Genomic DNA, 12,143 nt, shown 5'->3' on the forward strand with positions numbered 1-12,143 from the left:
GCGCAAGGGGAGCGTCAGCTTTCCTTGCTCCGGCATGGAATGGTTTGCGTGGGATGCAGTCGTGTACTCATATGTCGATGGGGTGGAGGTATCTTGCGATCTGTGGGCTTGCCGGCCTGTTGGCGATGCAATCGACATCGGGCAGGGGGCAGAGCCCGCGCCGCACCAGAATTTCTCTCCGGCGACTGTTCAGATGGTCCAGGGGAGGCGGAGCTGCAAGAGTGTCAGTTCCTGCCGCGAGGCAGTCATCATGTGGTGCAACGGCTACAGCCGCGCGGACGGAGACAGTGACGGCATCCCTTGCGAGAATGTGTGCCCGAGCAAGAGGGTCGTCGATCAGATACGCGAGGAAATCGGCTGCTGAGGAGTGACGCCGCCCGCGGTGATCCAACAGCGGGCGGCGTTCCATCGATGCCGGTTTTCGGGCTGATGCCTCAGTCCCTCTTGTTCTGCCGGTTCTCCACCAGGTCTTCCACGACTGCCGGATCGGCGAGCGTCGAGGTGTCGCCGAGTGCGCGATAGTCGTCCTCGGCGATCTTGCGCAGGATGCGGCGCATGATCTTGCCGGATCGCGTCTTGGGCAGGCTCGGGGCGAACTGGATCTTGTCAGGTGTGGCGATGGGGCCGATCTCGCTGCGCACGTGGGCGACGAGGTCCTTCTTCAGCGCGTCGGAGCCCTTCTCGCCTGCCATCAGCGTGACGTAGCAGTAGATGCCCTGGCCCTTGATGTCGTGCGGATAGCCGACGACGGCGGCTTCGGAGACCTTGTCGTGGGAGACCAGGGCCGATTCCACCTCGGCCGTGCCCATGCGGTGGCCGGAGACGTTGAGGACGTCGTCGACGCGGCCGGTGATCCAGTAGTAGCCGTCCTTGTCGCGGCGGCAGCCGTCGCCGGTGAAGTACTTGCCCTTGTAGGTGGAGAAATAGGTCTGCACGAAGCGGTCGTGGTCGCCATAGACGGTGCGCATCTGACCGGGCCAGGAATCGAGGATGCACAGATTTCCGCTGGCCGACCCCTCGAGCTCCTTCCCATCGCCGTCGACGAGCTGCGGCTGAACGCCAAAGAAGGGTTTCGTGGCCGACCCCGCCTTGAGATCGACGGCGCCGGGAAGCGGTGTGATGAGGATGCCGCCGGTCTCGGTCTGCCACCAGGTGTCGACGATTGGCACCTTCTTGTCGCCGACCACATTGTAGTACCACTCCCAGGCTTCCGGGTTGATCGGCTCACCCACCGTACCGAGCAGCTTGAGCGACTTGCGCGACGTCTTCGTCACATGGTCGTCGCCGGCGCCCATCAGGGCCCGGATGGCGGTGGGGGCGGTGTAGAAGATGTTGACCTGATGCTTGTCGATGACCTCCCAGAAGCGCGAGGCGTCGGGATAGTTCGGTACTCCCTCGAACATCAACGTGACGGCGCCGTTGGCGAGCGGGCCGTAGACGATGTAGCTGTGGCCGGTGACCCAGCCGACATCTGCTGTGCACCAGTAGATATCGCCATCGTGATAGTCGAACACGTACTGGTGCGTCATCGAGGTATAGACGAGATAGCCGCCGGTGGTGTGAAGCACGCCCTTCGGCTTGCCTGTGGAGCCGGAGGTATACAGAATGAAGAGCGGATCCTCCGCTTTCATCTTCTCCGGCTTGCAGTCCGGCTTCGCGCCACTCACCTCCTCGTGGTACCAGAGGTCGCGGCCGTCCGCCCAGTCGATCTTGCTGCCGGTGCGGCGCACCACCAGGACGTTGCGCACCTTGGCGCCGGCTTTCTCGGCGATCTGGATAGCCTTGTCGGTGTTTTCCTTCAGCGGGATCTTCTTGCCGCCGCGAATGCCCTCGTCCGCCGTGATCACGAAATCCGATTTGCAGTCCTCGATACGGCCGGCGAGCGAGTCGGGCGAGAAGCCGCCGAAGACGACCGAATGAATGGCGCCGATGCGCGCGCAAGCGAGCATCGCGTAGGCGGCCTCGGGGATCATCGGCATGTAGATGGTCACCCTGTCGCCCTTCTTCACGCCGTTCGACTTCAGGACGTTGGCGAGCCGGCAGACGTGCTCGTAGAGCTCGTTATAGGTGATCTTCTTGTCGTCGTAGGGGTTGTCACCCTCCCAGATGATGGCGGTCTGGTCGCCGCGCTTCTTCAGGTGGCGGTCGATGCAGTTATAGGAGGCGTTGGTGACCCCGTCCTCGAACCATTTGATCGAGACCTTGCCTTTGAACGAGGTGTTCTTGACCTTGGTGTAGGGCTTGAACCAATCGATTCGCTTGCCGTGCTTGCCCCAGAACTTGTCCGGATTCTTGATGCTGTCCTTGTGCCACTTTTCGTAAGTGTCGCTGTCGATCAGCGCGCGCTTTTTCCAGGCCGGCTTGACGCGATGAACATGCACTTCGGACATTTTTCCTCCTCCGGATGAAACTTTGCCGGAACGGCGCTCCGGCCCCACGGGGCGGCAGCCCCTTGACCCGCATGCATTACTACCATTCGGCGGCTGCTCACAACATTAGACGATGGCAGCCCATGCCGAAGGCTGGCAGCAGCCTAACAGATGCGCTGCTAACATTTTGTATTTACAGGAACTTCATCGGTCGTGAAGCATTTTTACTCTGGACGGTCAACGCTCGAGGAGACAGAATCGTCGGGCGCGACACGATTGGAAAGGGCAGTCATGCGCAAGACCACAGAAACCGAACTGATCCTTGAGGGCTATGGCATCACCACGGCGCAATTCCTCTACCATCTTCCCGACCATCCACATCTGCTGCAGACTTTTGTCTGGCAGCACTACGACATTGCGCCGAAATTCCCGGCGCTCCTCCGCTTCATCGATTTTTGGCAGAAAACGCTCGACGGGCCGTTGCACTCGGTTACCTATACGCACCGCCGGCTCATCTCCCCCAGCGAATGGCGTAACGTGACCGGCGAACTGGTGCTGCAGTAGCAGGCGAGACAGTTCTATTCCCGCCGCCACGGATGAATGGATGAAGGTGTAGAGCTCCCCAAACCATCTTCCGTGCTGACGCGCGCACTGCTATATTTTTGCGCGTCATGAAAGCGTCGCCATATGGCGGCGCACGTGACGGGGTCCCGGTAGTGCCGGGCCGGTGTCGAGGCGCCGGAGCGGCGCCAAGGGGGACAATGAACGGACTTGCACGCATCTGCTGGATCACAGCGCCTATCTATGCGCTGTTGGGCATGGCTTTCGGTATCTGGATGTCGGCCAGCGGCGACCATACTCTGTCGCCGGTCCACGGTCATATGAATCTGCTCGGGTGGGTATCCATCGCTCTTTACGGAACGTTCTACACAGTTATGCCGGCGGCGGCGGAAAGCCGGCTGGCACAGATCCAGGTGCTGCTGGCACAAGCAGGCGTAATCCTGATCGTGCCGGGTATCGCGATGGCGATCCAGGGCGCCGGCGAAGGTCTTGCCAAGGCAGGCTCGGTAATCGTGCTTCTCTCGATGCTGCTCTTCGTCTGGGTCGTGGCGAGCCGCATAGGGCGCACCGCCTCGGCGGTTTGACATGCGGCGCCGGCGCGGCTTGCCGCGCCGGCCTTATCCCCTGCTGCCGAAGATGGCCGAGCCGACGCGCACGGCCGTGGCACCGAAGGCGATGGCCGTCTCGAAATCTGCCGACATGCCCATGGAGCGTTTCTCCACGCCGGCCTCGCTTGCGAGCTTTTCAAGAAGCGCGAAGTGGGGGCCGGGGTTCTCGTCGATGGGCGGGATGCACATCAGGCCCTCGATCTCCAGGCCGTGCGCTTCGCGGCAGCGGGCGACGAAGCTCGCCGTCTCGCGCGGGTCTATGCCGGTCTTCTGCTCTTCCAGCCCGGTGTTGACCTGGACGTAGAGGCGCGGGCGCCGGCCCTGCTTTTCCATCTCGGCGGCAAGCGCAGCAGCGATCTTTTCGCGGTCCACGGTCTCGATCACGTCGAACAGGGCGACAGCCTCCTTGGCCTTGTTGGATTGCAGGGGACCGATGAGGTGCAGTTCGATCTCGGGGAATGCTTCCTTGAGCGCCGGCCATTTGCCTACAGCCTCCTGCACGCGATTCTCGCCGAAGACGCGCTGGCCGGCCTCGATCACCGGGCCAATCCGTTCGGCGGGGAAGGTTTTGGATACCGCGACAAGCTCCACGTCTTCGGGTGGGCGGGAGGCGGCGCGGGCGGCCTCGGCTATTTTTTCGCGGACGGTGCGGAGGTTCTGAGCGGCGTCGGTCATGGTGGATCCGGGAAGGTCTTCGGGTTTCGTCTCGGGCAGGAATGACTAGCCGGAGTTGACGGTTGTCGCAAACCGTGGTGAAGGTCCGCCGGAAAAATTCTCGTTTCTACTTACGTGAAATATCTGGCATGGCAACCGAACGTTACAATCCGCGCGCATCCGAACCCCGCTGGCAGAAGGCGTGGGAGGAGGCGCGCCTGTTCGAAACTCCGAACGACGACGGACGGCCGACCTACTACGTGCTCGAGATGTTTCCCTACCCATCGGGGCGCATCCATATCGGACACACGCGCAACTACACGATGGGCGACGTGGTGGCGCGCTACAAGCGGGCAAAGGGTTTCAACGTGCTGCATCCGATGGGCTGGGATGCTTTCGGCATGCCGGCGGAGAACGCGGCCATGCAGAACAAGGTCCACCCCAAGGAATGGACCTACCAGAACATCGCTGCCATGCGCGCGGGGCTCAAGATGATGGGCCTGTCGCTCGACTGGAGCCGCGAGTTCGCCACTTGCGACGTGGATTACTACCACCGCCAGCAGATGCTGTTCCTCGACTTCCACGAGAAGGGGCTGGTGACGCGGAAGACATCCAAGGTGAACTGGGACCCGGTGGACCAGACGGTGCTCGCCAACGAGCAGGTGATCGACGGGCGCGGCTGGCGCTCCGGCGCCGAGGTGGAGAGCCGGGAGCTGGCGCAGTGGTTCTTCAAGATCACCGATTATTCGGAAGACCTGCTCAAGGCGCTCGACGGGCTCGACGAGTGGCCTGAAAAGGTGCGACTCATGCAGCGCAACTGGATTGGCCGGTCCGAGGGGCTGTCGATCCGCTGGGCGCTGGTCGAGGAGACGGCGCCCGAGAGCGTGCGGGAACTGGAGACCTATACGACGCGGCCGGATACCATTTTCGGTGCCTCCTTCATGGCGATCGCCGCCGACCACCCGCTGGCCAAGAAGGCGGCCGAGGGCAATCCTGAGCTGGCGGCCTTCATCGAGGAGTGCCGGCGCATCGGCACCTCGGCCGCCGCCCTGGAGACGGCGGAGAAGAAAGGTTTCGATACGGACATCAAGGTGCGCCATCCCTTCGACCCGGAATGGACGCTGTCTGTCTATGTGGCCAATTTCGTGCTGATGGAGTACGGCACGGGCGCCATCTTCGGCTGTCCGTCGGGCGATCAGCGCGACCTTGACTTCGCCAACAAGTACGGCCTGCCGGTGATCCCGGTGGTGATGCCGGAAGGCGCGGACGCGGCGACGTTCCAGATTACGGAAGAGTCCTATTCCGACGATGGCGTGATGCTCAACTCGCGCTTCCTCGACGGCATGACGAACGATGCCGCTTTCAAGGAGGTGGCGAAGCGGCTGGAGAAGGAGACGCTGGACGGGCGGCCGGTGGCAGAGCGTAAGGTGAATTTCCGCCTGCGCGACTGGGGTGTGTCGCGGCAGCGCTATTGGGGCTGCCCGATCCCGATGATCCACTGCGAGGCATGCGGCGTGGTGCCGGTGCCGAAGGAGGATCTGCCGGTCCAGCTGCCGGACGATATCGATTTCGACCGGCCGGGAAATCCGCTCGACCGGCATCCCTCCTGGCGGCACGTGAAGTGTCCGGAATGCGGGGCCGATGCGCGGCGCGAGACGGACACGATGGACACCTTCGTCGATTCGTCCTGGTATTTCGCACGGTTCACGTCTCCCCACGCAGACGCGCCGACCGATCGCGAGGCGGCCAATCGTTGGCTGCCGGTCGACCAGTATATCGGCGGCATTGAGCACGCGATCCTGCACCTGCTCTATTCGCGCTTCTTCGTCCGCGCCATGCGGGCGGCCGGCCACCTCGACCTGGACGAGCCTTTCAAGGGCCTGTTCACGCAGGGGATGGTGGTGCACGAGACCTATCGCGCGGCGGACGGGCGCTGGCTGGCGCCAGTCGAGGTGCGGCTCGAAGGGACAGGCGAGGAACGCAGGGCCATCGAGATCGCCACTGGTGAGGAGGTGACGATCGGCTCGCTGGAAAAGATGTCGAAGTCAAAGAAGAACACGGTGAGCCCGGAAGAGATCACCGAGTCCTTCGGCGCCGATACGGCGCGCTGGTTCATGCTGTCCGATTCGCCGCCCGACCGCGATGTGGAATGGACGGATGAAGGGGCGGCCGGTGCGCACCGCTTCGTCCAGCGCGTCTGGCGGCTGGTGGCCGAAGCCGCGCCCGCCGTTACGGATGCGTCGCCGCGTGCGGCGAAATCGGGAGAGGCTGTCGCCATCTCCAAGCCGGCGCACAAGGCGCTGAAGGTGGTGGGCGAAGATATCGAGCGGCTGGCTTTCAACCGCGCCATCGCCCGCGTCCACGAACTGGTCAACGAGCTGCAGGCGCCGTTCTCCGGCTTGGATAAGGCCGACGGCAGTGCCCGCGCGGCGGCTCGTGAGGCAGTAGAGATCCTCATCCACCTGGTCGCGCCTTTCATGCCGCATCTGGCAGAGGAGTGCTGGGCGAGGATCGGCGGACACAGTCTCGTCGCCGCCGGGGCCTGGCCCGACTATGACGCCGATCTGATTGTGGACAACGACATCGTGCTGCCGGTGCAGATCAACGGCAAGAAGCGCGGGGATTTGACAATCGCCCGCGACGCGGATCAAGCTGCCGTCGAAAAAGCGGTCCTCGGGCTCGATTTCGTGCAGAAGGCGCTCAACGGCGCGCCGCCGCGCAAGGTGATCGTGGTTCCGCAGCGAATCGTCAACGTCGTCGCCTGAGGGGTACGCCCGTGAATGCCACTATCCGTGCTCTGGCCCTGACCGGATCCTTCCTCCTGCTGATGATCGCCGCCGGCTGCACGGTGCGGCCGATGCTGGCCGAGAACACGCCAGGCGCGGCAGGGCAGGAGACGGCGGCAGAACTCAACTCCGTTTCCGTGGCGCCCGTCTCCACGCGCTTTGCGCAACAGGTGCGCAATCACCTCGTTTTTCTGCTCCATGGCGGCGCTAGCGAGCCGGCGAACCCCGAATACAGGCTCAATCTCACTGTGGCGCGCAGCGTCAGCTCGTCCGTGCAGATCCAGCGCGGTAGCGAGAACGAGCCGACCGCCGGCACCGTTACCCTGACGGGCCGATATAGCCTCACCGATAGCGCGACCGGCAAGGAGATGGGCAATGGAACGCAGCGTGTAAGCGCCTTCTTCGACCGTCCTCCCCAGGAGTTCGCCGTGCTGCGCGCCCAGCGCGACGCGGAGGACCGGGCGGCGCGTGAGTTGGCGGAATTTATCCACCTTGCCGTCGCCCAGGATCTAGCAAGGCTGGACGCGCGCTAGGTCGGCTGTGCTATGATGCCATCATGGCTTTTGAAACAACATCTTGTCCGCTTATAATCGGTAGCGCCGTCATTGCGTCGTCATAGTTTTCGGTGAAACAGCCGCTAACGGAGTGCTTCGCTTATGGATTTTCATACGACGCTTATGTCGGTCGCCGGAGTGCTGGGAAATCGTGTGCTCAAGCGTGATACGCTCGCCGCAAAAGAGCCTCCGCACATCGTCGACCAGCTCATCGCGGAGCGCACCACCCATCTTTCACGGCATCCGCTGTGGCCGGTGGCGCGGCCGCTGCTCTACCGCTATTTCCATTACCGGCAGGCGCTGGCGATGGCCGATGAGATCGCGGAGCTTTCCGGCTGGGATGCGTTCACCTTTATCAGTGCCCTGCTCTCGCTGAACGTCTCCGCCCATGGCACGGAGAACATTCCGGCGACGGGTGGCTTCATCCTGGCACCGACGCACCCTACGGGTATTGCCGACGGCATTGCTGTCTTCGACCTGATGAAAGAGCGGCGGCCGGATCTGGCCATCTTCGCCAATCGGGATGCTTTGCGCGTCAATCCGCGCTTCCGCGATCTCATTATCCCGGTGGAGTGGCGCCCTGGCGAGAAGTCGCATGCCAAGAGCCGCGATACGCTGGAGACGACGGCGAAGGCCTTTGCCGAGAACAAGGCCGTCGTGCTGTTTCCAGCCGGCCGTATCGCCTATTGGAACGAAGACAAGCTGACCGAGCGGCCCTGGCAGCCGTCGGTGGTGGCGCTGGCGCGGCGCTACGAGGTGCCGGTCATCCCGGTCAACATCACGGCACGCAATTCGGGCCTGTTCTATCTCCTGTCCAAATACTCGGCGGAGTTGCGCGACATGACGCTGTTCCACGAACTCCTGAACAAGAAGGGCCGCGATTTTCACATGACCATCGGCAGGCCGATCGCACCGGATCTGCTGGATGGCGAGCCGGCCGACGTCGCCGCGGCGCTCCAGGCGCATGCGCTTGCACGGCTGGCGGAAGACCCGGCGGTGGAGTTCGCGGGGGACCGTCAGCCGAGCGCAGCCTGATCCTGTTGCGGGTCAGAGAAGTCGCGGAATGGGTCCGGGACAAGCCTTCGGCTTGCCCCTGACGACGATCTGCGAGAGATGCCTTTACCCGATCTTCTGCCCGGTCTTGGCCCAGTCGGCCAGGAAGGCTTCCAGGCCCTTGTCCGTCAGCGGGTGCTTGACCAGTGCCTTCAGCACCGACGGCGGGACCGTCGCCACGTCGGCGCCGATGAGGGCTGCCTGCTTGACGTGGTTCATGGTGCGGATGGAGGCGGCGAGGATCTCCGTGTCGAAATCGTAATTGTCGTAGATGGTGCGGATCTCGGAGATCAGCTCCATGCCGTCGATGCCTGTATCGTCCAGACGGCCGATGAAGGGCGAGATGAAGGTTGCGCCGGCTTTGGCGGCGAGCAGCGCCTGGTTGGCCGAGAAGCACAGCGTGACGTTGACCTTGCGGCCGCTGCCGGTCAGCGCCTTGCAGGCCTTCAGCCCGTCCATCGTCAGCGGCACCTTGATGCAGATGTTGTCGGCGATCTCCGACAGGATGTCGGCCTCGCGCATCATCTCCTTGAATTCCACCGCCGTCACCTCGGCGGAGACAGGGCCGTCAACGATGTCGCAGATCTCTTTGGTGACCTCGAGAATGGGGCGGCCAGATTTCATAATCAGTGAAGGGTTCGTGGTTACCCCGTCGAGAAGTCCGGTTTCGCTGAGCTCGCGGATTTCGTTGACGTCGGCTGTGTCGACGAAGAACTTCATGTCTGTCTCCTTAGCTTGCTTGGCCGGGCCGCGACGGCAGGCCGCCGCATCTCATCTATGCTCGGCCTTGCTCTAATCCAAGAATCCGGCAAGGTCACGCCTGATGAAACGAGATTCGTACCAAACGCGCGTGATTCCCGTCATGGTGCCCATGCCGGCGGAGCGGCCCTACTCCTACGCCGTGCCCGACGGCGCCAGGGTGGAGCCGGGGGCGATCCTGCGCGTGCCGCTGGGTCCGCGCGAGGTGGCGGGCGTTGCATGGGACGGCGACGGCGAGCCCATCGAGGCGAAGAAGCTGCGGGCGATTTCCGAGGTTTTCGATTGTCCGGCGGTGCCAGCGGATATGCGCCGCTTCATCGAGTGGGTAGCCGACTACACGCTGTCGCCGCCGGGTATGGTGGCGCGCATGGTGCTGCGCGCGCCGGGGGCATTCGATCCGGAGCCGCCGATCGAGGGGCTGCGCCTGACGGCAAACCGGCCCGACCGCGCGACGGCGGCGCGCGAACGCGTGCTCGCCTGCGCCGCTGACGGCCAGGCATGGACGCGCTCGGGCCTGGCGCATGCGGCCGGCGCGTCAATGAGCGTGGTCGACGGGCTTACCGCACAGGGCGTTTTCGAGAAGGTGGAGATCCCGCCGCGGCCGGTGGTGGCCGCGCCGGATCCAGGGTTCGGACGCGCGGCGCTGACGGCGGACCAGAGCGCGGCCGCGAGCCGGGTGCGCGAGAAGGCGGCGGCCGGGCAATTCAGTGTGACGCTGATAGACGGCGTGACCGGCTCCGGTAAAACGGAAGTTTATTTCGAGGCCGTGGCGGCAGCACTGGAGAAGAGCAGGCAGGTGCTGATCCTTTTGCCCGAAATCGCGCTGACGCAGGCCTTTCTCGAGCGCTTTCACGACCGCTTCGGCGCCAAGCCGGCGGAATGGCATTCCGACATCGCCCCGAGGAAGCGGGAGCGGGTGTGGCGACAGGTGGCCGAGGGGCAGGTGCGGGTGGTGGCGGGCGCGCGCTCGGCGCTCTTCCTGCCGTTCCGGGAGCTCGGGCTGATCGTCGTCGACGAGGAACACGACCCGGCCTACAAGCAGGAGGACCGGGTCTTCTATAACGCCCGCGACATGAGCGTGGTGCGCGGGCACCTGGGCAATTTTCCGGTGGTGCTGGCTTCGGCCACGCCATCTCTGGAGAGCCGGGTGAACGCCGACCAAGGGCGCTATGAGCGTATCCTTCTGCCGGCGCGCTTCGCAGATGCGGCGCTGCCGGAGCTGCGTGCCGTGGACATGCGCAAGGCACCGCCGGCGCGCGGCGGGTTCTTGTCGCCGGTGCTCATCGAGGCGATGGCGCGGACCGTCGAGCGCAAGGAGCAGGCCCTGCTCTTTCTTAACCGCCGCGGCTATGCCCCGCTTACGTTGTGCCGCGTGTGCGGGCACCGCTTCCAGTGTCCCAACTGTTCGAGCTGGCTGGTGGAGCATCGATTCCGCCGCCAGCTCGTCTGCCACCATTGCGGCTATCATGAACAGCAGCCGGAGGCCTGTCCTGAATGCGGGGCGCTCGACCATCTGGCGGCCTGCGGGCCGGGCGTGGAGCGCATTGCCGAGGAGGTGGACCGGCACTTTCCCGAGGCACGCACGATCGTGCTGTCGTCGGACCTGATGGGTGGCGTGAAGCGGCTCCGGCTGGAGCTGGAGGCGATCGCCGAGGGCGAGGCGGACATCGTCGTGGGCACGCAGCTGGTCGCCAAGGGGCACAATTTTCCGTTGATGACGCTGGTCGGCGTGGTGGATGCCGATCTGGGGCTTGCCAATGGGGACCCGCGGGCGGCCGAGCGCACATTCCAGCTCCTGAGCCAGGTAACGGGCCGGGCCGGGCGTTTCGGCAAGAAGAGCACAGGCCTTCTGCAGACCTACCAGCCGGAGCATCCGGTGATGCAGGCGCTGGTCTCCGGCGACGCCGAGACCTTCTACGAACGCGAGATCGCCGAGCGCGAACGCTCCGGCCTGCCGCCCTTCGGTCGGCTGGCAGCGCTGATCGTCAGTGCCGCCACGCGCGCAGAGGCCGAGAGCCACGCCCGCGCCCTGCGTGGGTCAGCACCCGCGACGGGCGAGATCGAGGTTCTAGGCCCGGCAGAGGCGCCGCTGGCGCTGGTCGCCGGGCGGCACCGCTTCCGGCTTCTGGTGCAGGGGACGCGGCGCGCCGACCTGCAGGCCTATCTGCGCCGGCTCATCGCGGCGGCTCCGCGACCGCGCGGCTCGGTGCGTGTGCAGGTGGATATCGATCCGCAGAGTTTTCTATAACCGCAGCTTCGGGCATGTTGGCCGCGGCGCGTGAACCGGCTATGGCGTCAACGGCGCAGATGGAGGGCACATCCGATGGATTTCGCATTTCCCTGGCCCTACAGCCAGGGCGAATGGCTGGCTTGGGGGGCTGCTGTTTTCACTGCTCTTTTCGGCCTTGTCGCTATGTTCGCTCCGCGGCTCAGCCTGCGGGTGCTGAGACTGCGCGCCGTCGAACATCACCCCGAGGCGCTGTCGGAATCGCGTTCGCTGCTGGGTGGCTTTTATGTCGGCATCGGCCTATCCGCGATCTTGTTCGCGCAGCCGCTGATCTACATGACGCTGGGGATCGCCTGGGCTCTCGCCGCTTTCGGGCGGATCGTCTCCATGATGTCGGACCGGGGCGGCACGCTTTTCAACTGGATCGTGCTTCTTGTCATGCTGGCGCTGGCAGCGCTGCCGATGGCTTTCGCGCTCGGTTTCGTTCGCTGATCAGGCCTTCCTGTGGGCGCCCGTGCACATGCGACAAAGGTGCTGCCACTCCTTGGGCGCGCGCGTGTTGCGAGTCCCGT

Annotated in this window: 10 protein-coding genes; 7 read left to right on the plus strand and 3 right to left on the minus strand. The window is 64.3% G+C overall.

Features of this window, described 5'->3' with window-relative positions:
- Positions 1-434: 434 nt before the first annotated feature.
- Positions 435-2,390, minus strand: coding sequence for an acetate--CoA ligase (gene acs / locus N5A92_RS15770; RefSeq protein ID WP_260904478.1), 1,956 nt, complete (start codon positions 2,388-2,390; stop codon positions 435-437).
- Positions 2,391-2,660: 270 nt separating this feature from the next.
- On the opposite strand from acs, the gene N5A92_RS15775 reads away from it, so the two are divergent.
- On the plus strand, positions 2,661-2,933 hold the full coding sequence (locus N5A92_RS15775) for an usg protein (protein ID WP_260904479.1): 273 nt from the start codon (positions 2,661-2,663) through the stop codon (positions 2,931-2,933).
- Between the two features lie 197 nt (positions 2,934-3,130).
- Positions 3,131-3,514, plus strand: a complete 384-nt coding sequence (locus N5A92_RS15780; protein WP_260904480.1) for a hypothetical protein — start codon at positions 3,131-3,133, stop codon at positions 3,512-3,514.
- A 33-nt stretch (positions 3,515-3,547) separates the two neighbouring features.
- Here the strand turns inward: N5A92_RS15780 and N5A92_RS15785 are convergent, their stop codons facing one another.
- A complete protein-coding gene (locus tag N5A92_RS15785; protein WP_260904484.1) occupies positions 3,548-4,213 on the minus strand; it encodes a YggS family pyridoxal phosphate-dependent enzyme in 666 nt (221 codons plus the stop codon).
- Between the two features lie 128 nt (positions 4,214-4,341).
- On the opposite strand from N5A92_RS15785, the gene leuS reads away from it, so the two are divergent.
- The 3 genes from leuS to N5A92_RS15800 all read left to right on the plus strand — a co-directional run bounded on the left by leuS (position 4,342) and on the right by N5A92_RS15800 (position 8,567).
- Entirely contained in the window at positions 4,342-6,957 is a 2,616-nt protein-coding gene (leuS, locus tag N5A92_RS15790; RefSeq protein WP_260904485.1) for a leucine--tRNA ligase, read from the plus strand.
- Positions 6,958-6,968: 11 nt separating this feature from the next.
- Positions 6,969-7,511 carry an LPS assembly lipoprotein LptE gene (locus N5A92_RS15795; protein WP_260904486.1) on the plus strand — a complete coding sequence of 181 codons (543 nt, stop codon included), beginning with the start codon at positions 6,969-6,971 and terminating at the stop codon, positions 7,509-7,511.
- 123 nt (positions 7,512-7,634) lie between these two features.
- Entirely contained in the window at positions 7,635-8,567 is a 933-nt protein-coding gene (locus N5A92_RS15800; protein WP_260904487.1) for a 1-acyl-sn-glycerol-3-phosphate acyltransferase, read from the plus strand.
- Positions 8,568-8,651: 84 nt separating this feature from the next.
- Here N5A92_RS15800 and fsa read toward each other — a convergent pair whose 3' ends face one another.
- On the minus strand, positions 8,652-9,305 hold the full coding sequence (fsa, locus tag N5A92_RS15805) for a fructose-6-phosphate aldolase (protein ID WP_260904488.1): 654 nt from the start codon (positions 9,303-9,305) through the stop codon (positions 8,652-8,654).
- A gap of 103 nt (positions 9,306-9,408) precedes the next feature.
- On the opposite strand from fsa, the gene N5A92_RS15810 reads away from it, so the two are divergent.
- Together N5A92_RS15810 and N5A92_RS15815 are read left to right on the plus strand one after the other, a co-directional pair.
- Positions 9,409-11,592 carry a primosomal protein N' gene (locus tag N5A92_RS15810; protein ID WP_260904489.1) on the plus strand — a complete coding sequence of 728 codons (2,184 nt, stop codon included), beginning with the start codon at positions 9,409-9,411 and terminating at the stop codon, positions 11,590-11,592.
- Positions 11,593-11,667: 75 nt separating this feature from the next.
- Positions 11,668-12,063: an AGROH133_08824 family phage infection protein gene (locus N5A92_RS15815; RefSeq protein ID WP_260904490.1), complete on the plus strand. Its 396-nt coding sequence runs from the start codon at positions 11,668-11,670 to the stop codon at positions 12,061-12,063.
- Positions 12,064-12,143 lie beyond the last annotated feature (80 nt).

Origin of the sequence: Chelativorans salis (genome assembly GCF_025336525.1) — a bacterium.
In the GTDB taxonomy this organism is placed as follows: domain Bacteria; phylum Pseudomonadota; class Alphaproteobacteria; order Rhizobiales; family Rhizobiaceae; genus Chelativorans; species Chelativorans salis.

Bases quoted from the DNA above. Each gene is read 5' to 3' on its own strand.
- acs (WP_260904478.1), bottom strand. From the start codon at position 2,390: ATGTCCGAAGTGCATGTTCATCGCGTCAAGCCGGCCTGGAAAAAGCGC.
- N5A92_RS15775 (WP_260904479.1), top strand. From the start codon at position 2,661: ATGCGCAAGACCACAGAAACCGAACTGATCCTTGAGGGCTATGGCATC.
- N5A92_RS15780 (WP_260904480.1), top strand. From the start codon at position 3,131: ATGAACGGACTTGCACGCATCTGCTGGATCACAGCGCCTATCTATGCG.
- N5A92_RS15785 (WP_260904484.1), bottom strand. From the start codon at position 4,213: ATGACCGACGCCGCTCAGAACCTCCGCACCGTCCGCGAAAAAATAGCC.
- leuS (WP_260904485.1), top strand. From the start codon at position 4,342: ATGGCAACCGAACGTTACAATCCGCGCGCATCCGAACCCCGCTGGCAG.
- N5A92_RS15800 (WP_260904487.1), top strand. From the start codon at position 7,635: ATGGATTTTCATACGACGCTTATGTCGGTCGCCGGAGTGCTGGGAAAT.
- fsa (WP_260904488.1), bottom strand. From the start codon at position 9,305: ATGAAGTTCTTCGTCGACACAGCCGACGTCAACGAAATCCGCGAGCTC.
- N5A92_RS15810 (WP_260904489.1), top strand. From the start codon at position 9,409: ATGAAACGAGATTCGTACCAAACGCGCGTGATTCCCGTCATGGTGCCC.
- N5A92_RS15815 (WP_260904490.1), top strand. From the start codon at position 11,668: ATGGATTTCGCATTTCCCTGGCCCTACAGCCAGGGCGAATGGCTGGCT.